The sequence below is a fragment of the Vibrio sp. 16 genome (genome assembly GCF_963681195.1).
In the GTDB taxonomy this organism is placed as follows: Bacteria; Pseudomonadota; Gammaproteobacteria; order Enterobacterales; family Vibrionaceae; genus Vibrio; species Vibrio sinaloensis_D.
The window spans coordinates 775268-796711 of sequence record NZ_OY808997.1 but is presented as its reverse complement, the minus strand read 5'-3'; the positions used below and the strand labels follow the sequence as shown (position 1 = coordinate 796711).

The window sequence follows — 21444 nt, the reverse complement described above, 5'->3', positions numbered from 1 at the left end:
CATCAAGGCTTTAGCAGTGCGACTTGCAATATCAATTCAAATGTATAACCATTTGTATAGTCAATAAGTATACAGCGATGTCATCCAATGAGTAACTCCCCGCTTTATCTTCAAATCAAAAAGTACATTAACGATAAAATTGAGTCTGGTCAGTGGCCAATCGGGCACCGAATTACCACTGAAATCGAATTGACCAAACAGTTTAATGTCAGTCGGATGACGGTAAATAAAGCAATTCGGGATCTCGTAGCTGAAGGAAAGTTACAGCGCAGACCTCGCCTAGGTACGTTTGTCTGTAGCAACGAAGATAAAGCGGAATCACCTTTGCTCGATATCCGAAATATTGCAGAAGAAGTCGCTCATAGGGGTAAATCCTACTCAAGCAAAGTGGTGACTCAAACCGTGCTCCAAGCTGACGAAACCATCGCGACTAAACTCGGCGTTATGTTAGGGACGGCTGTTTTTTACAGTGAAATCATTCACTTTGAAGATAAATCTCCCATTCAATATGAACTACGTTGGGTCAATGCTGCTTACGCTCCAGGGTATCTCGAGCAAGACTTTACCGAAGTCACACCCAATCAATACTTATCGCAAAACTGCCCACTCAGTGCTATCGAGCATACCGTTGAAGCGATTGTCGCCGACGACCACGTTCGCTCTGCGTTAAAGTTAGGATCAAATGAACCCTGCCTTTTGCTTAACCGACGTACGTGGAGTCAAGACAAGCTTGTGAGCTCCGCATTGCTCTACCACCCCGGCACTCGCTACAAATTAAGTTCTAAAGTTCTGCTCTCTTAGAGCATTTCATACTTTTTCATCGATCACATTTTCGCAACATCTCACTTGATCAATTGACTATCCTGAACGAGTATTTGTATATACATTTAATTAATGGAATATGCAGTATGTTCGAACAGCAACGATCTCCGTCATTTGATTTGGTGCTTACTAACGCCAGACTCGTGTCTATGGTGCCTGGTGATTGTGGTTATGAGATTAGCGAGCCAACAAATATTGCTATTCGACAAGGAATCATCGCCGAGATTGGAGATAACGTAGAGACCGCCGAGTCGGAAAGCTATGATTGCCAAGGACAACTGGTGACTCCCGGCTTTATTGACTGCCACACTCACCTCGTCTACGCGGGCAACCGTGCCAACGAATTCGAGATGCGTTTGAAAGGTGTGCCTTATCAGGAGATTGCTAAACAGGGTGGCGGGATCCTCTCGACAGTACGTGCAACTCGCGAAGCCAGCGAAGAGGCGTTAATTGAACTAGCGTTGCCTCGGCTAGACGGTTTGCTACGCAGCGGTGTGACGTCGGTCGAAGTAAAATCTGGCTACGGCTTAACGCTGCATGATGAAATCAAGATGTTGCGTGCTGCTAAAGCATTGCAAGAACATCGTAAAGTGCGCGTGACCACGACCCTATTAGCCGCTCACGCTCTTCCTCCAGAGTTTGCAGGCAAACCAGATGACTACATTGACTTCGTGTGTCGAGAGATCATTCCGCTTGTAGCAGAAGAGCAACTCGCCACCAGCGTTGATGTGTTTTGTGAGTCGATAGGCTTCGATTTAGCGCAAACAGAGCGAGTATTCGTTGCCGCTAAAGAGTATGGTCTCCGCGTTAAGGGACATACGGAACAATTATCTAATCTAGGCGGCAGCGCGTTAACCGCTCAGTACGAGGGCTTATCCGCCGATCATATCGAATACCTCGACCAAGCGGGCGTTGAGGCATTGGCTCAATCAGGCACTGTCGCGACATTGCTCCCTGGCGCATTCTACTTTTTAAAAGAGACAAAACGTCCTCCTATCGAGCTACTAAGAAAGTACAAAGTGCCCATGGCCATCGCGACCGATTTGAATCCTGGTACATCACCGTTCGCAGATTTGACTATGATGATGAATATGGGGTGTACCCTCTTTGGTCTCACACCTGAAGAAGCGCTGCGTGGTGTCACTTGCCATGCAGCAAAAGCATTAGGATATGGGCAAAGTCGTGGCCAGATACAAGTAGGGTTTGATGCGGATTTCGCCATTTGGGACGTGTCCCACCCTGCTGACTTTAGCTATCAACAAGGCGTGTCACGCCTATCGAGTCGCATCGTACAGGGAGAGTTGGATCATGTCTGAACAATCTAGCGATAAAACGCTGACAACAGTTCAAGAATTTCATTGGCAAGGACGTCACGACGCTGAAGATGGTGCGCTCGGGAAACGCGTCCATCATGTCATTAAACAGATTCCAGTTCGCGATCTAGAGCCCTATCACAATGCTGTTAGCTTACTTGGTTTTGCCTGTGATGCCGGCGTTGCTCGCAATAAAGGCCGAATAGGCGCACGCAAAGCCCCCGATCTCATCCGCCGTGCTTTAGCGAATATGGCTTGGCATAAAAAAAGCTCGCTTATCGATTTGGGCAATGTTGTCTGCGAAGATGATCTACTGGAACACTACCAGTCGATTTGTGCAGACGTGATTGCAACCGCGTTACGCTCTACTCCTGTCATCACTTTAGGGGGGGGTCACGAAGTCGCTTGGGCTTCCTTTCAAGGTCTCGCAAGATATTTTGAATATCTCAGCCCGTCACAGCCTCCAAAGATTGGCATTATAAACTTTGATGCTCACTTTGATCTCCGGGCCTTTGAAAGTAGCCATGCCGATGTAAAACCAAGCTCCGGGACGCCATTCAATCAAATCTATGATTACTGTAATAAACATGAATGGCCATTCCATTACGCATGCCTTGGGGTCAGTCGAGCGAGTAATACTGAAGCACTGTTTAAACGAGCTGAAGAGCTTGGCGTCTGGTTCGTGGAAGACAAAGATCTTGCGCATCTCAACCACATGTACCACTTAACTCAATTACAGCACTTTATTGATAACTGTGATTATATCTACCTCACTATCGACCTAGATGTCTTTCCAGCGGCGACAGCGCCTGGCGTGAGTGCACCGGCTGCGAGAGGCGTGAGTATAGATACCGTCGCACCATTTCTAGACAGAATTTTGCACTATAAGCAGAAGCTTGTGATTGCCGATATCGCCGAGTACAACCCGACCTACGACGTAGACAGTCAGACGGCGAGATTAGCCGCTCGACTTTGTTGGGATATCGCCAACGCATTTTCAGAAAAATAACATTAAACCAAGTAGTGGAACCAAGTCACTTCGGTAGCTTGGAGAGCTTCGTACTACTTGAATAACATGAAACACAAGGAGTCTTACCATGACGGAACGCCAAGTAGAAGATAAGCGTCTCGATACTAGCCGTACAATTCGTGCCCCACATGGCACGCAGTTGAGAGCAAAATCTTGGCTGACGGAAGCCCCACTTCGCATGCTGATGAACAACCTAGACCCAGATGTTGCCGAGCACCCTCACTCACTCGTCGTGTACGGTGGCATTGGTCGAGCTGCACGAAACTGGGAGTGCTACGATAAAATTGTCGAAGTGCTAGAGCGCCTTGAAGACGACCAAACCTTACTCGTTCAATCGGGTAAACCTGTTGGTGTATTCCCAACTCATAAAAATGCACCGCGCGTACTGATCGCTAACTCTAACTTGGTGCCGCACTGGGCTAACTGGGAGCACTTCAACGAACTCGATAAACAGGGTTTGATGATGTACGGACAAATGACTGCGGGAAGCTGGATTTACATTGGCTCACAAGGCATTGTCCAAGGCACATACGAAACCTTTGTCTCTGTAGCGAAAAAGCACTTCAACGGCGATCCTAAAGGGCGCTGGATCCTAACAGGTGGCTTAGGCGGAATGGGTGGTGCTCAGCCTCTCGCTGGCACTATGGCTGGCTTTTCTATGATTGCTGTCGAGTGCGATGAGTCGCGTATTGACTACCGCTTACGTACTGGCTACGTCGACAAGAAAGCCACGAGCCTAGACGAAGCACTCGCGATTATCTACGAATCAGACACTCCGGTTTCTGTGGGCCTACTTGCCAATGCAGCCGATGTGTTCCCTGAACTTGTAGAGCGTAACATTACTCCAGATGTTGTTACCGACCAAACCTCTGCGCACGACCCATTAAATGGTTACCTGCCACTGGGCTGGTCAATGGAACACGCTGCAGACATGCGCCTTAAAGATGAAGCGGCGGTGGTTAAAGCGGCAAAAGAATCAATGGCAGTGCAAGTCAAAGCTATGCTTGACCTTCAAGAACGCGGCGCAGCAACACTCGATTACGGCAACAATATCCGTCAGATGGCACTAGAAGAAGGCGTAGAAAACGCATTCGACTTCCCAGGCTTTGTCCCTGCGTACATTCGTCCTCTGTTTTGTGAGGGAAATGGTCCATTCCGCTGGGCTGCGCTATCAGGCGATCCAGAAGACATTTACAAAACAGACCAAAAAGTAAAAGAGCTTATTCCAGACAACCCACACCTCCACAATTGGCTGGACATGGCCCGCGAACGAATCCAGTTCCAAGGCTTACCGGCTCGTATTTGTTGGGTAGGATTGAAAGATCGCGAACGTCTCGGTCAGGCATTCAATGAAATGGTCAAAAACGGCGAGCTAAAAGCGCCAATCGTCATCGGCCGTGATCATCTAGATTCAGGCTCGGTAGCGAGTCCAAACCGAGAAACAGAAGGCATGATGGACGGCTCAGATGCCGTTTCTGACTGGCCATTACTCAATGCTTTGCTGAACACGGCAGGCGGCGCAACCTGGGTATCTTTGCACCATGGTGGTGGCGTCGGTATGGGCTTCTCTCAACACTCAGGTATGGTTATCTGTTGTGATGGTAGTGAAGACGCGTCTCAACGTATTTCTCGCGTGTTACATAACGATCCAGCAACGGGTGTAATGCGCCATGCTGATGCAGGCTATGATATCGCGAAAAACTGTGCAGCACAGCAAGGTCTTGATTTACCGATGCTTAACGAAGAACTGAAAAAGCTAAAATAAGCTCAGCTGAATAAAGGAAGATGAAGATGTTAAATTTACAGCTAAAGCCTGGATTTATTAGCTTAAAAGAACTGCGTCAAGTGAGTCGTTCTCCAGTGATTCTTTCATTGGACCCAGAAGCGATTCCAGCCATTGACGAAAGCACGAAAGTTGTCGAGCAAGTGATTGCTGAAGATCGCACGGTTTATGGCATCAACACTGGCTTCGGTCTACTGGCCAACACCCGTATCGCCCCTGAAGATCTTGAAACACTGCAAAAAAGTATCGTGCTATCGCATGCTGCGGGTATCGGCGAGCTTATGGCAGATGAAACCGTCCGCATGATGATGGTCTTGAAGATCAATAGCTTGTCTCGCGGCTATTCCGGTATACGCCTAAAAGTGATTCAAGCCTTGATTGATTTGGTGAACTCTCAGGTTTATCCATGCGTTCCGCAGAAAGGCTCGGTAGGCGCTTCTGGGGACCTAGCACCTCTTGCTCACATGAGCACGGTGCTATTGGGTGAAGGTGAAGCGCGCCACAACGGAAAGATCATTTCTGGATTAGAGGCACTGAAAATCGCTGGCCTTGAGCCCATTACGTTAGCACCTAAAGAAGGTTTAGCACTGCTAAATGGTACCCAAGCTTCAACAGCCTTTGCCCTAGAAGGTTTATTTGCAGCAGAAGATCTGTTCGCTTCAGGCACGGTATGTGGCGCGATGTCGGTAGAAGCCGCATTAGGTAGTAGACGCCCATTCGATCCACGTATTCACCGCGTTCGTGGACACAGAGGTCAAATGGACGCCGCTCTAGCCTACCGCCACATGCTAGATGTCAGCAGCGAGATTGGAGAATCACATACGGGCTGTGAAAAAGTGCAGGATCCTTACTCGCTGCGCTGCCAGCCTCAGGTAATGGGTGCTTGTTTGCAGCAAATTCGAAACGCCGCTGACATTTTGGAAATTGAGGCAAACTCAGTGTCCGATAACCCACTTGTGTTCGCAGAAGATGGCGACATCATCTCCGGTGGTAACTTCCACGCGGAACCTGTTGCTATGGCCGCCGATAACCTAGCACTTGCTATCGCAGAAATCGGCAGCCTATCAGAAAGACGTATGGCTCTGTTGATTGACAGCGCTTTGAGTAAGCTTCCGCCATTCTTGGTGGACAACGGTGGAGTAAACTCTGGCTTTATGATTGCTCAGGTAACGTCTGCGGCACTCGCAAGCGAAAACAAGACCCTAGCTCACCCAGCTTCCGTCGATAGCTTGCCAACGTCAGCCAACCAAGAAGATCATGTTTCGATGGCGACATTTGCAGGTCGCAGACTGCGTGATATGGCGGAAAACACTCGAGGCATTTTGGCTGTAGAGTACTTATCTGCAGCACAGGGCATCGACTTTAGAGCACCACTAAAATCATCGCCAAGAGTTGAAGAAGCGAAACAGATCCTACGTGAGAAAGTCAGCTTCTATGATAAAGATCGCTACTTTGCACCGGATATTGAGCAAGCAAACTCGCTGCTTAAACTGGCCGTTCACAACCACCTTATGCCAGAAGCGATATTGCCGAGTTTTTAACAGATAAAATTAAGCCCCTCATTGAGGGGCTCTGATTATTTGCGTCTACGCATTAAAGGAAATAACGCTAACAAGGATAGCCAACCCAAGCTACCGCCGCCACCAGAAGAAGATCCACCAGTATTGGCAGAACCTTGTGTTGTAGGATCTACATGTCTAAAGTTAGAAACAGATGCAAAGTCACTGCTTGTTGCCTGAGAACCGTCCTTTTTATACACCAACCCAATCCAGTTAGAATCTCCACTTAAGAAAATTTGATCGCTGAATGAAGTTTTTCCACTTACTTGCCCTTTTCGTTCACCATTAACTAGTAGATAAAGGTGGTCAAAACCCTCTTCCGAATCGATGCCTACATCAAATGCATATAAACCTCTAGGTAATTTATCGAAAAACACTGCCGACTGTTGGCTATCACCGATTGTTGCAGAGCGAATACCGTTATCACCATAAGCAACCCATGGGTTTTCATTGACATAAACGTTGCCAGCGTCAACGCCCATGCGGTCAGCTAGTAGAGCCGAGCCTCTCTCTGAACCTACATAATTTGCCTTCGCTGCGGTTTGGTAGTTTTTACCGTTAATTTGGTAGTCGAACGATAGTGTTGCTGTCCCACTATCGTATATTGCTACAGGGAAGCGTACTGTGACAGCACAAGAAGATCCCGATGCCAAACCACTCAGACAGGTATTGTTCGTAATTAAACCCGTACTAGGTGTCATGTTTGAGAAACTCATGACAGCGCCAGAATCGTTTACAAAGTCAAATGTGTGGGTATGGTTTCCTGGAGAGAAAAAGCCAATGAATTTGGTTTGCTCGTACGAGAAGCCTGACGTGTGTTGCTCGATCCAATCTGTATATTGGCTGATATTAGTGTAAACCCCATAAGAGTTTGCTTCACCACAACGAGATTTACCGTAACTGACGATACCAAGCTGAATGCCTGTATCCTTGACAACGAGAGGACCACCACTGTCACCACGACATGAATCGAAGCCCTCCTGAGCCGTGCCCGCACAGAAATTTACTGAATCGACATTACTGCTTACGCCTGCAAATGTCGCCGCACACGTTCCTTGATTGACCATAGGTGCATCAACTTGTTGCAACTGTGCTGGTTGCGTGTGATTGCCATATTCTGGAGTGGTAGAGCCCCAGCCAGCCACAGTTAACACGGTACCATCAGCGGTGTTTGCTCTTGTATTCTCATCGGCTAAGCGAACAGAGCTAAACTGACTCGCATCACGAGTTAATTCAATGATTGCAATATCATTTTCGAGAGTATTGTCATTATAGTCTGGATGAACATAGATCTTATTGACAGCAAATCGTTCACCTTCAGAGCTTTCATTGTTGAGATTATTAATCCCCACAACCATTTCAATATCAGATTCATCGGTGTTGTTTACACAGTGTGCTGCCGTCAATACATAACGACCACCAATGTAGCTACCACCACAGTGCTGACCTTCATACGCGTTGACACCTTTAGAGACCATCGCAACGATAAACGGCCAATCATTCACACTGGCATCTGTGCCGTCGATGATTCTTGGAGTGTTCGAACTATGGGCGGGAAGAGAAATTGCGGTGAGCAAAGATGCTCCAAGCAAAGTAGGCTTAAACCAACGTGACATAATACATCCTTAAAAGTTGTTATTTATAGCGAAAACATTCGCTTGCCGGATGATACCTACTTCTAACATTGCTCCCTTAATAATTATTTAAGTAAATTTTAAATACGAGAGCGGAATCACCATTTAAACATCACAATGAAATGACCATGCTTACATTAACAAATACTTATTAAGATATTGCTTTATTTTAAACTCGCACAACGTTCTGTTTTAATAGAAAAAACAATCACTATAAAATCTCTTAATAATGTTTCAATTTGTAAGTTAGATCTACAACTTATATCCAACGCCTAACTCTCTGCTTGTAATCTAAATATTCCGCACCAAACAGTTTCTCTAACGCTCTCTCTTCGGGTTTTATTTGAAATCGATTCATATAGTAGATAAAAGACAAAGCGAAAATGATAGACAGTATATTTTGGTGCCAATATGAAAACCCGATTAATAATAACAACAAAGCCAGATACATAGGGTTTCGGCTGTAAGCAAATATTCCAGTGTCGACTACTGTTGAAGCACTCTCGACTTTTATCGGATTCACTGTTGTTTTTGAGCGCCGAAATTCCACTACGCCGGCAATGCCGATAATTCCAGACGCTATGAAGCATAATAACAACACCACACCAGGAGCCGGTAGCGAAATCGTCAACCCAGTAAAAGCATGAGCCAAACGATTAACGATAACCATAAGAACAATAAAGACGGCGACGGGCGGAACTTTTAACTCGAGCTTATCCATAAACATAACGTAATCCCTTGCGTTAACCATTAAAAAATAGCCCAACTTAACGCTGGGCTATTTATTATTAAAGAATCGAAAGCAGTGCTTGTACTGGGTGTTTTACTTTCATGCCTTCAAAGCGTTTGACTTGGCTTCGGCAAGAATAGCCCGTAATTAGGCAGCGCTCTTTCGGTAATTGCTCTAAGTTTGGTTTCCAACTCAAACCATAGATGTCTTTCGACATTTGCAGCTTATCCACTTCATGGCCGAACGTGCCTGCCATTCCACAACAACCAACAGGTACCGTATTTAATACTGCACCGAAATGCTTAAAGATACTGCCCCACTCTTTTTCTGCATTTGGCATCTTTGTTTTTTCAGTACAGTGAGCGAGTAAGTACCAAGGCTCTTGTACCCCTTGTTTAACCCCTTCGAACTCAATAAGGCGAGGCTCAAGCCATTCATGTGCCGTCAGTACGTTGAAGTCGCCACGCTTGTCTCCAAGCACTTCCGTGTACTCATCGCGGTAGCAAAGCACTAACGCCGGATCGACGCCCACTAAGGGGATATCAATATCCGCGACTTGCTGTAAGAACGCAGCGGTATTTGCGGCATTGCTGGCAAAGCGCTTAAGGAACCCTTTTACATGTTGCGCTTTTCCATTTGGTTTAAACGGGAGCAGAACCGGTGTTTTGCCAAGTTTCACAATCAGGTTTGCAAAGTCTTCGACCACTTCTGCATCGTAATAGCTCGTGAACGGGTCTTGAACGATAACGACGTGATTTGCTTTGTCTTCTTTTGACAACGCTGCTAGCGCCTGCAAATCAAATGGCTTCAACCCTGACAAACGCTTCTCTAGTGTCGGAACCGACATTAACGGCGCATCCACATAGCCAACCGTTGATGCCGTTAGGTCTTGCACCCACTTCTGTTTCAGAGCGGTATTCACCACCTTTGGTGCTTTCGCCATCAAAGGCAGCATGGTTTCAATATTAGCGACTAAGTAGTCCTTCGCAGGACGTTGATAACGTGAGTAGTAGATATTGAGGAAGCGTGAGCGGAAACTCGGTACATCGACTTTAATCGGGCACTGGCTGGCACACGCTTTACACGCCAAACAGCCATTCATTGCCTCATGGACTTCATGCGAAAAATCGTACTCATGGCGCTTATTAAAACTGTTGCGAACCCGATCGAGCATGGTTTTTATCGATGCCGTTTGCTCTAGGGTTTGCTTTTCTAAATCGAGAATATCGATGCCTTGCTCGGTTAACTGTCGCAGCCACTCTCGAACCAAACCAGCGCGACCTTTCGGCGAATGACGACGATCTGCGGTAACTTTCATCGATGGACACATTGGCGATGATGTATCGTAGTTAAAACACAAGCCGTTGCCATTACACTCCATCGCCTGCTTAAAGCTATCACGCACCTGCACATCGATTTGTCGGTCATAGAAGCCACGCTTGGTATCGGTCACTTTGACCAGTTCAGCATTACTTTCAAGCGGTGTACAAATCTTGCCCGGATTCATCTTGTTGTGAGGGTCAAAGGCACCTTTAACTCGTCTCAGCTCTGTAAATAGCTCTTGCCCAAAGAATTCAGGGCCATATTCAGAACGATAACCCTTGCCGTGCTCACCCCACATTAAGCCACCGTATTTGGCGACCAGCTTCACCACTTCATCAGAAATCTGGTGCATTAGCGCCTCTTGCTTCGGATCGCAAAGATCCAAGGCGGGCCTTACGTGAAGAACACCAGCATCAACGTGGCCAAACATGCCGTAGTTAAGCTGTTTGGCATCTAGCAGCTCGCGGAACTCTGCAATAAAATCAGCCAAGTTCTCAGGAGGTACACAAGTATCTTCTGCAAACGCGACAGGCTTTGCTCGACCTTTAGCTGCACCGAGTAAGCCGACCGCTTTTTTACGCATGTTGTAAATACGACCAATGCTTGCGACATCATCACACACTTGATAGCCGATAATGCCCGCCTCGCTATTCTCTAGCATCTGGTCAATGCGCGCAGTTAACGCCGAGACTTGAGACTCGACCTCATCGACATCTTGGCCAGCAAACTCCACCATGTTGATCCCTTGCATATCTTTGCCCGGGACGTCCGTAAGAAGATCGCTCACGGTGTGCCAAACAATATCTTGCTTGGCCAAATTGAGCACTCGAGAGTCGACGGTTTCAACCGATAGCGCATTGGCTTCGACCATAAAGGGGGCGTTGCGCAATGCTGAATCAAACGAGTCGTACTTCACATTAACCAAAGTACGGGCTTTAGGAATCGGTGTTAAATTAAGTTTCGCTTCAGTGATAAACGCCAATGACCCTTCAGCGCCACATAGAACGCGAGTCAAGTCGAACTCATTGGTCTCATCATCGAGCGCGTTTTTCAGATCATAACCTGTCAAAAAACGGTTCAGCGGTGGAAACTTTTTGTTGATTTGCTCTCTCTTTTCTCGACAAACCTGCTCGGTCACTTTAAGTGCTTGATAAGCGAACTCACCTTCTTTAGGCAGACCATGAGAAAGATCTGATTCTAAAACCGAACCATCAGCGAATACCGCTTGAAGCGATAGCACGTGATCTGACGTTTTACCGTACTTTAAGGAGCCTTGACCAGACGCGTCGGTATTGATCATGCCACCTAATGTGGCGCGATTACTGGTCGAAAGGTCAGGAGAGAAAAAGTACCCGTAAGGTCGGACGGCATCATTTAGCTGATCTTTAACCACACCAGTTTGAACTCTAACCCAACCTTCCTGCTCATTGATCTCAAGAACCTTATTCATATGGCGAGACAGATCGACCACGATACCCGAAGTCAGGGATTGACCATTGGTCCCGGTACCGCCTCCACGAGGTGAAAACGTGATGCGTTCAAAATCGGAATGTGCGCTTAACTTACCAATGAGAGTGACATCTTGAGTGTTTTTTGGATGAACAACAGCTTGTGGGAGTTGTTGATAAACACTGTTGTCTGTGGCGACCGCTAAACGGCTAGAATATTGGCTTTCAATGTCCCCGCTAAAGCCAGATTGGCGCAATTTGTCGAGAAAACTGATGACGACGGGATCCACATCAGATTGAGAGTGTAATCTTGGTAACATTTGCTTCCTGCCCCTACTACGCTGATCCAATCAGCATTGGGTTCTTTATATAAAGTTATAATCTTTGAGTTGTGTCACTTTACAACATTTAAAAGGGTGATCAAAACAGAAATGCAGTGTCAAATTGGAACTTATCGCAATTCTTTCCCACACTTAGAAATCATGGACTTGATTTAAAGTGTCTTTATGAGCGAATCATCAATGAAGAAAAATAAAATTATCACAACAGAAGATATTCTTTTAAAACTTTGCCAATCAGTATCCGGGGTACTGACTTCAGCAACTAGCTCGCCTGTCACCTATTCAGCTATGGTGCAAAAAATCACCAAAACTAGCCTAAAGCCAGACTTTGGCTGCTTTGTTCTATTCGATGGTGGTTTTTCAGGGCTCGTCGTCATCAACTTCACGGCCAAGGCGGCATTGGAAGTGTACACAAACTACATGCGCAATATGGGCATGCCTGAAGATGAGTTGGCTGTACTACACACTTCAGATGAAGTGGCAGATGTACTGGGCGAGCTAATGAACCAACTGGTCGGTGACTTTACCAACCAAGTGCGTAAAGACTTGCAAACTCACATCACACAAAACCAACCTAAGATGCTAACGCTGAATAAGCAGGTAATCTTGTCGGTAGATACTAACCTTGATCGACCGCAAGCTCGCCGAGTTACTTTCTCAACAGAGAAAGGCAACATTTTCTACCTTGAGCTAGCGATGGATAAGACAGAGTTTATCCAGCTTGAAGAGTTCGAAACCGTGGAAGACGAGTGCCCTGATGAGATTTTAGAGAAAGCACGTCAAAACATGACAAGCAAGTCTGAACCAAAGCAAGAAAGCGCATCTGCAGCTGACGACCTTTTCGATGAACTAGGTATTTAATCACTCAGTTCTTCAAAAATAGAACGCCACTGATTAAGCAGTGGCGTTTTGCCCACCACTGCCTTTTAAACCACGCCCTATTATTCTTCGTGACCAGAGCCCTGCCGACATTTCCGTTTTTCCTCAGAACACGTTAAAATAGCCGACTTTGCAAAATTAGGTACCTCTTAGTTGTCGATGAATAAACAGAAAGCCCTGAAGAAAATTGCTAAATGTCTTGAACTTGGTAACTCTGCGAATGTGAATGAAGCAGCAAACGCCATCAAGATGGCTCATAGCTTGATGCTCAAATATGGTCTCGACAAAGACGATATTGAATTCATCAAAATGGGCAAAACCCAATCGACACATCTCCTTCCTGCCAACATTGGCTCTCAGCTGCTACGTATCATTCGTGGTATTAACACCAAGTTTGGCGTAGAAGCGGTACTTCTAAATCATAAAGGACTCAAGCGCGCTGAATTCATTGGTGAAGCCGACCGCGCTATTTTTGCTGCCTTTGCTTTCGACATTATTTACCGAGAAATGAACGAGCAAACGGGCCGTTTTAGAAACAGTTTTGCCGGCACGGGCACTCCATCGAGCGAAGTTACGCGCCGCGTAAACTCATTTTTATCGGGCTGGGTGGAAGGCGCACTAGAAAAATTGCCTATTATTACTCCAGATGAAGAGTCCGCAAAAAAGATTGACGACTACATTGATAAAGAGTTCCAAAACATAGACCGAGAGACCTTTAAGCAACAGCTTCGAGAGGCGATGAAAAATCTCACTGAAGATTACGAGGTCGGCTTGAAAAAAGGGCGGAAAGTATCGGTCAACCGCCCTATTGACGGCGCTCAAGCCCCTAAAATGCTGCGTTAGGCGCTTGTTCAGGTTCGGTTAAGGTTTGGTAAAATACACTGTTCAGAATTGACATAGAGGCGTCGATGGGGTTTATTCCTCGGCAAATCAAAACTCCAGAGCAATGAATCTGGATACACGGAGATGTTTATTGTGAAGAAAATTACCTTAGCCCTTGCTGTTGCAATCGCATTGTCTGGCTGTCAGGCGACTCAGCGCCAAAACGCGACAACCGGCGAATCAGAGACAAATTCAGCAACTTCCGGCGCAATCATTGGTGCTATCGCAGGTGCAGCGATTGGCGTTGCAACCGGTGATGACGCGAAAGATCGCCGTAAGCGTGCTCTTATCGGCGCAGCGGGTGGTGCTGCGGTCGGTGGCGGCGTAGGCTACTACTTTGACCAACAAGAAGCCGCTTTGCGTCAAGAGCTGCTAAATTCTGGTGTTCAGGTCGAACGTGTTGGCGAAAACCAACTTCTTCTGCGCTTAGAAAATGGCATCGGGTTCAGCTCTAGCTCGTATCAACTCGATAGCAGCATCCACAATACCCTGCGCGGTGTCGCTCGTATTCTGGTTGAATACCCGGACACAAGTTTGGTTATTGAAGGCCATACAGACAGCACAGGCAGTGATACGACCAACCAAATCCTATCAGAGCGTCGCGCTGAATCGGTCCGTTCTTACCTAGTGTCACAAGGCGTTGCGGCTGGTCGTGCTATTGCTCGTGGCAATGGTGAACGTTACCCACTTTGCACCAACAGTACAGCAGAAGGCCGTGCGTGTAACCGCCGTGTTGAGATTCAGATTCTTCCATTGAAGTAACTGAGAATACGTTTTGATAAAAGATAAGTGGCTTCCTTGAAGCCACTTTTTTATTTGTCTCGCAAATGATTTAAACTATAGGACTAACGCCAAATTCGCTGTAAGGGATTGCCTTGAAACTGATTGCTTTCATTCTGCTCATCTTTTGTCCATTGAGCTATGCCGCTTCAATCGAAGCATTAACCGAGCAAGCTCAAAATCAGAATGTCGATGCGCAGTTGCAACTCGGTCAGAAGTACCTTAGCGGAGACGGTGTTGAAGCCTCTCGAGACGAAGCCATCTATTGGCTCGAACAAGCCGCTGATTCTGGAAGCCAACAAGCGGCGATTGATCTCGCTAACGTCTACTTAGCCAATCAAAGTCATCAGCCTGATGTTGCAAAAGCCATCTACTGGCTAACTCGACTTGCTCTTAGCGATAACTACCAAGCTCAGTTCAATTTAGGCAAAGTGTACGAAGGGTTGAGTCAACCACCATCCAACCTTGCCTTGGCGGAAGTTTGGTATCAAATTGCCGCCCCAAACGTGCCAGAGGCAGAAGACGCCTATGCGAAGGTGCTTGAGATGCAGTTTAACGCCCAACGAGCCAAACAGGTGTCATCTATCGATCAGTTAGAAGTCGCCTTTGACAATAGCGGTATTGAGTTAAGCCCTGTGGCCCAATCGAAAACCGAGAGCACAGCAAACAACGATTTTATTTACTTATCCATCGCCCTGAGTATTGCACTCATTGCTTTGCTCTTTTGGCACCTAAAGGCAACTCGCTCGCTGAGCAAAAGTAGCCAACATTCTTTGTCAGAGAATAAGCAGGAGCAGCGCCAGCTACAGAACAAAATCAAACAACACGAAGCGACGATCAAAACACAAAAGCGCCAGTTGGAGACGCTTTACCGCCAGTTTAAAAAACAGCAAGCGACCCAGCAAAGAACTCAACCTTCTCAGCCGACTAAAACGGCGAGCGAGAACAAGCTCTCCTTGGCATGTGCACTGTTTGGCTATAAGCCAGATACCATTCCAGATACAAAACAAATAAAAACGCGCTATAAGCAGCTGTGTAAAATTTACCATCCTGATTTGAAAGGCAGTGAAGAAGATATGAAACGTTTGAATGCGGCGTTGAAAATCATACTAAGCTGCGTTAATAAATAGTTACAAATCATAGTAAGCCGAGAGCGAAATATTCGACAAGCTTTAAGTTACGGGCTCGCGCAATCGATCACTCTCCCATTAACCATAACAAATGATTAACCTATTGATAGGTGTCATGTAATAATACGCCGCGAAGATAACACCTAGTATATAAAGGTGGGGAGAACACTATGTTTACTATCGAAGGCATATGCGATTGGTGCAAAAAACCAAGCCTACTAACCTCGCATGATTACATTGACGGTCTGCGCCACCACTCTTGCCAAGAGTGTAATGAACTGGCCACATTGGATGTCCGTCAATTCAACATTGCTGAACTTGCACAGCGTGAAAAACAGCAGGCAATGCGTTAAGCATTAGATTTCTCCAGGGATGAGCAGGCCACCAAATCGGTGGCCTTTTTGTTTTCGAATTTTGCCAAATCACAACCACTCATTCATTCACGCACAATCATTCTGCGTCTGGCTGATTCTCTGGAGCGGCATCAGTAAAAGCGCTCAACTCTCTAAGTGACGACGTCACTTTTTCGATACGTGGATAGCGCGTGATATCGATGTTGAATCGCTCGGCGTTGTACACTTGTGGCACCAGGCATACATCAACCAAACTAACATCATCTCCGACACAGTATCGACCACTTGTTTGAGCCAACTTCTTTTCCAAACCGGTAAAGCCAACATCAATCCAATGCGCGTACCACGCCTGCTTACTCATGTCATCAATACCCATTGGGCCAGCAAGGTACTGTAATACGCGCAAATTGTTGAGTGGATGAATATCTATTGCGATATCTTGCGCCATCGCTTTCACCAGATATCGCTTCTCTATATCTGCTGGAGTAAGCAAAACATCCGGGTATTGCTCATCAAGGTAATCGATGATGGCTAACGACTGATTAAGCCGCACGTCACCATCGACCAATACGGGCACAAGTTCACTGGGATTGAGCATCTGGAAATCGGCAGAGTGCTGCTCTCCGCCATTTCTGATTAAGTGGACGGACGCCTGTTTGTAGGGCAATTGCTTCAAGTTCAGAGCGATCCGAACTCGATAGGCCGCTGACGAGCGCCAATATCCATAAAGCGTGATGTCTGACATTAGTATTTCACCACGTGCTGATCAATCGAGCCAAAGATAGAGTGACCTTGCTTATCCAGCATCTCGATCTTTATATGGTCACCAAACTTCATAAAAGAAGTGGTAGGTTTGCCATCACGGATCGTCTCAATCATTCTGACTTCAGCAATACACGAATACCCGACGCCACCCTCAACTATTGAGGTTCCATGGTCAGTGCCCTGCTTATTAGAAACCGTACCAGACCCGATGATCGCCCCAGCACAAAGCGGACGGGTTTTCGCCGCGTGAGCGATAAGCTCTGGAAATTCAAATGTCATATCGACGCCCGCATTCGGTTTACCAAACAATTCATGATTGTAGTAAGACATAAGCGGCAGGCTTAGTTTGCCGCCATCCCAGTCATCACCGAGCTCATCTGGCGTCACCGCCACTGGGGAAAAGACCGACGACGGTTTCGATTGGAAAAAGCCGAACCCTTTACCCAGTTCATTGGGGATCAGGCCGCGTAGCGACACGTCATTAACCAACATTACAAGTTTAATGCTCTTTGCAGCTTGCTCCGGTGTGACGCCCATTGGCACATCGCCTGTTACCACCGCGACTTCACCTTCGAAATCGATGCCCCAATCTTCGCTTCCTAGTGGAATATCATCACGAGGACCAATAAACGCATCGGAACCTCCTTGGTACATTAGCGGGTCAGTCCAAAAGCTTGGGGGCATTTCTGCGCCACGCGCCTTGCGAACCAGCTCTACGTGATTGACATATGCACTGCCATCCGCCCACTGGTAAGCCCTAGGTAGCGGCGATTCGCATCGACTTTGATCAAACGGCAGCTCCTGCACTAGCTCGCCTTCATTCAGCGCGATATAGACTTCATGGAGTTGAGGCTCAACGCGCTCCCAATCATCTAAGGCTAGCTGCATGGTCTCCGCGATTTCAGGAACCGCGACACACTTGGTCAATGCTCTATTGACGACCACCAGCAAACCATCTCGGCGGCCATTTTTTAAGGTTGCTAACTTCATACTCAATCCCTTAATTCTTATCCTTTCCAGCTGTAGACGTATTCTTTATTTTCAACCGCGGTTGCCTCTTCGCCAAACGAGAGAGCGTGGCGTGTATCAATCATCACAGCGACTTCATCGGTAAACTTCTTCTTGAACTCTTGGCCAGCCTGAAACGCTTTTGGGTGCGGCCCATGAGTAAATCCAGCTGGATGGAAAGTGACCATCCCCGCTTCGATATTGTCTCGGCTAAAGAAGTCCCCAGCGTGGTAGAAAAGCACTTCGTCGTAATCATCATTGTTGTGGTAAAACGGCACTTTCAATGCCCCAGGGTCACTTTCGATGGGTCTTGGAACAAAGGTACAAATAACAAAGCCCGCGCCCACAAAGGTCGTGTGCGCCGACGGCGGCAAATGGTAGCGATGTGACATTAATGGTCTTATGTCACGCCAGTTTACTTTGACAACCGCCAAATCCCCATGCCAACCAATCGCGTCCAATGGGTTAAACGGATAAGTGACCGTGCTGATTTGCTCATGGCGTTTTACCTGCACTTGGGTTGGCTGCTCAGAATATTGCGCCTTAAATTTTTCATTGATCGAAGGCACTTCCAGAACGGCCGGATCAAACACAGCGTGGTTGCCGACCATGCCTTTGTCGGGCAAGGTGTACGCGGCATCGGTGTTTTCAACCATTAGAATAAACATGGCCTCAGACGGTTCGAGGCGCCAATTGGTTGAGCGAGGAATCACCACATAGTCACCTTCCCCTACCTCTAAATGCCCATAGTCACTGTAAAAATCGGCCTTCCCTTGGTGGATAAACAGCAGTTCGTCACCGTCTGCATTCCTAACCAGAAATTCCATTTTTTCATCCATGCGCCAAACGCGAATTTTGCAATCTGCATTGTGAAGCAGATGGGGCACCGCCCAAGGAGAGAGTTGGCTCGCTTTCTCGACAAGATTGAAATTGAATGCTCTCGGGCGTAGTTCCCCTTCCCACTCACTCCATCCTGTAGGTGCGTGTTGATGATGAAAGTGTGCTGCGGGGCCAAAAAAGCCGCTTCTCCCCGCCTCTCTCTCGTAAATTGCCTCTTCCGGGAAGTCTGCGTGCGCTTGCTTGGAGCACACTCCCTCCCGGTGAGGGAATGTGATCCATTTATGCATCGTTTAGTACTCCACGGCGAATTTGGTCTTCTTCGATCGACTCAAATAGAGCTTTGAAATTACCTTCCCCAAATCCTTCATTGCCTTTACGTTGAATGATTTCAAAGAACACAGGACCAATGACCGTCTGAGTAAAGATTTGCAGCAAGATGCCATCTTTCATCGGCGCGCCGTCAATCAAGATTTCGAGCTCACGAAGACGGTTTACATCCTCTGAGTGCCCCTCTACGCGGCTATCCACCTTCTCGTAGTAAGTACCCGGTGTTGGCATAAAGTCCATTCCGCGATCTCGTAGAGTTTGTACGGTTTGGTAGATGTCATCTGTCGTCAAGGCAATATGCTGAATCCCTTCGCCGTTGTATTCACGAATGAACTCTTCGATCTGCGACTTATCGTCAGACGACTCATTGATTGGAATGCGGATTTTGCGACACGGTGCGGTCATCGCTCGGCTCACAAGCCCCGTCAGTTTGCCCTCAATATCGAAGTACCGAATCTCACGGAAGTTACCGATTCGCTCATAGAAACCCGACCAGACATCCATGTTGCCCTGTTTGACGTTGTGCGTCAGGTGGTCAATTTCATACATACCGACGTCCATTTTCGCCAAACGTTCCTCTGCATCAGGGTAAAATACAAAGTCCACATCGTAGATGCTCTGCTTGCCGTATCGGTCAACGAAATAGAGCAAGCTTTCGCCAATGCCATAAATCGCCGGAATACTCAGCTCCATCGGTCCGATTTCTGTTTTGTACTCTTCCCCACCATTCTCAAGAGCATGAGCGTGTGCAACAGCGGCATCTTTCACTCTAAATGCCATGCCACAAACCGAAGGACCATGAACTTTGGCGAAGGCTTCAGCTTGGCTGTGAGGCTGTGCATTGACGATGAAGTTGATGTCACCCTGGCGATACAGCCACGCATTTTTGGAACGGTGCTTAGCCACTTCTGCAAAGCCCAGCGAGCTAAACAGCGATTTTAGGTCTTGAATGCCTTTTTCATCCGCTGCCGTGTACTCCACAAATTCAAATCCGTCAGTGCCTAGTGGATTAAACGCTTGATTCATTGTCGTTCCCTCTTTTTTAGTTTCAGCGTGTCTTAGCTAAGATTTGCCGATCTCAATTATAAAAGGAACCAACGGCGGACATTTTACACTCGCACAAACTTGCAACATAACCTGTAAAACATCGCCTACGATGAACACTAAAACCAATAAAAACAATGAATTAAACAAAGCAACTTGGTAACAAATATTTTACATTAAGGAAAAGTTTGCTTTACACAATGAGAGTACGTTTTACTCCGTTACCAGTTAGTTGGTCAGAAACAGGTAAAGTTGTTGGTTAGATTGATTTACCTCAGATTTATTCACTGCCAGTAAGGCTAAGGTGGTCGCCTCTGTTCTCTACCTAGGTATAAAAATGACACATATTAATCGCGACCGTCTTGTTGACCATTTTATCCAACTCGTTCAGATCGACAGTGAATCAAGAAACGAGAAAGCCATCGCGCAAGCACTTTCAGAGCAATTAGGCGAACTGGGCTTTACGGTTCACAAGCTACCTGTGCCTGAAGAGGTCTCTAATGGCTTCAACGTTTATGCTCGACTCGAAGGCAAAATTGAAGACAGCATTGTTTTGAGCTGTCACATGGATACAGTGACTCCAGGCATTGGTATTGAGCCCATCATCGAAGACGGCATCATCCGCTCCAAAGGCAACACCATTCTCGGTGGTGACGACAAATCAGGCATTGCAGCGATCATGGAAGCCGTTCGCTGCATTCAATCAGAAAACCTCGACCATAAAACTATTGAACTGGCGTTCACTGTTCACGAAGAAGGCGGATTGTTTGGCTCAGAGCATTTTGACATGTCTTTCATCACATCGGACAAAGCCATCGTACTCGATACAGGTGGTCCAATTGGTACGATAGTCAACGCGGCGCCTGGACAGCAAAAAATCGTCGCTAACATCAAAGGTCGCCCAGCCCACGCAGGCTTAGCGCCAGAAGAAGGCATCAGTGCGATCCAAGTCGCGGCTGACGCCATTACACAGATGAAATTGCTTCGTATTGATGAAGAAACCACCGCAAACATTGGTATTGTCGAAGGCGGAAACGCAACTAACATCGTCATGCCAGAACTTAAGATCGTCGCGGAAGCGCGCTCACTAAACGGTGATAAGCTCGATGCGCAGGTCAACCACATGGTCGAGACTTTCCAATCAGTTGCCAAACAGCACGGCGCCGAAGTGGACATTGAATCAACACGTGCCTACAACGCCTTTGTTATCGCTGACGATCACCCTCATATTCAGTCGGTAAAAGCGTCGTTTGAAGCGATTGGTGCTAGCCCTTACACCAAGGGCACAGGTGGCGGCAGTGACGCGAACAACTTCAATGCCAAAGGACTAACCACCGTCAATGTGTCTACGGGCATGGCGAAAGTTCATACCACTGAAGAGTTCATCGCAATTGATGACATGGTTAAGATTACTGAGTTTGTGAAACACTACTTAACTCATTAACACCAAGCT

Annotated in this window: 18 protein-coding genes; 11 read left to right on the top strand and 7 right to left on the bottom strand. The window is 47.0% G+C overall.

Annotated features, from left to right (window positions below; genetic code table 11):
• Window positions 1–87: 87 nt before the first annotated feature.
• The 5 genes from hutC to hutH all read left to right on the top strand — a co-directional run bounded on the left by hutC (window position 88) and on the right by hutH (window position 6489).
• Window positions 88–801 (top strand): histidine utilization transcriptional repressor HutC, encoded by a 714-nt coding sequence (gene hutC, locus U9J37_RS03590; RefSeq protein ID WP_005470676.1) that lies wholly within the window; start codon window positions 88–90, stop codon window positions 799–801.
• 107 nt (window positions 802–908) lie between these two features.
• Complete coding sequence (hutI, locus tag U9J37_RS03585) at window positions 909–2138, top strand: imidazolonepropionase (protein ID WP_043886698.1); 1230 nt, start codon at window positions 909–911, stop codon at window positions 2136–2138.
• Window positions 2131–3144: a formimidoylglutamase gene (gene hutG, locus U9J37_RS03580; protein WP_005470803.1), complete on the top strand. Its 1014-nt coding sequence runs from the start codon at window positions 2131–2133 to the stop codon at window positions 3142–3144. The genes hutI and hutG overlap by 8 nt, the downstream gene beginning before the upstream one ends.
• 88 nt (window positions 3145–3232) lie before the next feature.
• On the top strand, window positions 3233–4930 hold the full coding sequence (hutU, locus tag U9J37_RS03575; RefSeq protein ID WP_005470781.1) for a urocanate hydratase: 1698 nt from the start codon (window positions 3233–3235) through the stop codon (window positions 4928–4930).
• A 20-nt stretch (window positions 4931–4950) separates the two neighbouring features.
• Window positions 4951–6489: a histidine ammonia-lyase gene (gene hutH / locus U9J37_RS03570; protein ID WP_005470660.1), complete on the top strand. Its 1539-nt coding sequence runs from the start codon at window positions 4951–4953 to the stop codon at window positions 6487–6489.
• 35 nt (window positions 6490–6524) lie between these two features.
• Here hutH and U9J37_RS03565 read toward each other — a convergent pair whose 3' ends face one another.
• From U9J37_RS03565 to U9J37_RS03555, 3 genes are all read right to left on the bottom strand, one after another.
• Window positions 6525–8123 (bottom strand): S1 family peptidase, encoded by a 1599-nt coding sequence (locus U9J37_RS03565; protein WP_005470653.1) that lies wholly within the window; start codon window positions 8121–8123, stop codon window positions 6525–6527.
• Window positions 8124–8400: 277 nt separating this feature from the next.
• Window positions 8401–8862 carry a methyltransferase family protein gene (locus U9J37_RS03560; RefSeq protein ID WP_043886731.1) on the bottom strand — a complete coding sequence of 154 codons (462 nt, stop codon included), beginning with the start codon at window positions 8860–8862 and terminating at the stop codon, window positions 8401–8403.
• A gap of 67 nt (window positions 8863–8929) precedes the next feature.
• Window positions 8930–11962, bottom strand: a complete 3033-nt coding sequence (locus tag U9J37_RS03555) for a D-2-hydroxyglutarate dehydrogenase YdiJ (protein WP_005470819.1) — start codon at window positions 11960–11962, stop codon at window positions 8930–8932.
• Window positions 11963–12163: 201 nt separating this feature from the next.
• Here U9J37_RS03555 and U9J37_RS03550 point away from each other — a divergent pair, with 201 nt between their 5' ends.
• The 5 genes from U9J37_RS03550 to U9J37_RS03530 all read left to right on the top strand — a co-directional run bounded on the left by U9J37_RS03550 (window position 12164) and on the right by U9J37_RS03530 (window position 16007).
• Window positions 12164–12844 (top strand): DUF3334 family protein, encoded by a 681-nt coding sequence (locus U9J37_RS03550; protein WP_043886733.1) that lies wholly within the window; start codon window positions 12164–12166, stop codon window positions 12842–12844.
• Between the two features lie 177 nt (window positions 12845–13021).
• On the top strand, window positions 13022–13705 hold the full coding sequence (locus tag U9J37_RS03545) for a DUF2786 domain-containing protein (protein ID WP_005470790.1): 684 nt from the start codon (window positions 13022–13024) through the stop codon (window positions 13703–13705).
• A gap of 132 nt (window positions 13706–13837) precedes the next feature.
• Window positions 13838–14506 (top strand): YiaD family glycine zipper/OmpA-like lipoprotein, encoded by a 669-nt coding sequence (locus tag U9J37_RS03540; protein ID WP_038139069.1) that lies wholly within the window; start codon window positions 13838–13840, stop codon window positions 14504–14506.
• Window positions 14507–14619: 113 nt separating this feature from the next.
• Window positions 14620–15654 carry a J domain-containing protein gene (locus U9J37_RS03535; protein ID WP_005470702.1) on the top strand — a complete coding sequence of 345 codons (1035 nt, stop codon included), beginning with the start codon at window positions 14620–14622 and terminating at the stop codon, window positions 15652–15654.
• A gap of 170 nt (window positions 15655–15824) precedes the next feature.
• Entirely contained in the window at window positions 15825–16007 is a 183-nt protein-coding gene (locus U9J37_RS03530) for a hypothetical protein (RefSeq protein WP_005470666.1), read from the top strand.
• Between the two features lie 97 nt (window positions 16008–16104).
• On the opposite strand, the gene maiA is transcribed toward U9J37_RS03530, so the two are convergent.
• Genes maiA through hppD form a run of 4 tightly spaced genes read right to left on the bottom strand, consistent with a single transcriptional unit; the run spans window position 16105 to window position 19973 of the window.
• Window positions 16105–16752: a maleylacetoacetate isomerase gene (gene maiA, locus U9J37_RS03525; RefSeq protein ID WP_005470783.1), complete on the bottom strand. Its 648-nt coding sequence runs from the start codon at window positions 16750–16752 to the stop codon at window positions 16105–16107.
• Window positions 16752–17762, bottom strand: a complete 1011-nt coding sequence (locus tag U9J37_RS03520) for a fumarylacetoacetate hydrolase family protein (RefSeq protein WP_005470616.1) — start codon at window positions 17760–17762, stop codon at window positions 16752–16754. Before U9J37_RS03520 ends, maiA begins: the two co-directional genes overlap by 1 nt.
• 17 nt (window positions 17763–17779) lie before the next feature.
• Entirely contained in the window at window positions 17780–18907 is a 1128-nt protein-coding gene (locus tag U9J37_RS03515) for a homogentisate 1,2-dioxygenase (protein WP_043886701.1), read from the bottom strand.
• Window positions 18900–19973 carry a 4-hydroxyphenylpyruvate dioxygenase gene (gene hppD / locus U9J37_RS03510; RefSeq protein WP_005470658.1) on the bottom strand — a complete coding sequence of 358 codons (1074 nt, stop codon included), beginning with the start codon at window positions 19971–19973 and terminating at the stop codon, window positions 18900–18902. Before hppD ends, U9J37_RS03515 begins: the two co-directional genes overlap by 8 nt.
• Window positions 19974–20328: 355 nt before the next feature.
• On the opposite strand from hppD, the gene U9J37_RS03505 reads away from it, so the two are divergent.
• Window positions 20329–21435: a M20/M25/M40 family metallo-hydrolase gene (locus U9J37_RS03505; RefSeq protein WP_043886702.1), complete on the top strand. Its 1107-nt coding sequence runs from the start codon at window positions 20329–20331 to the stop codon at window positions 21433–21435.
• Window positions 21436–21444: the final 9 nt, after the last annotated feature.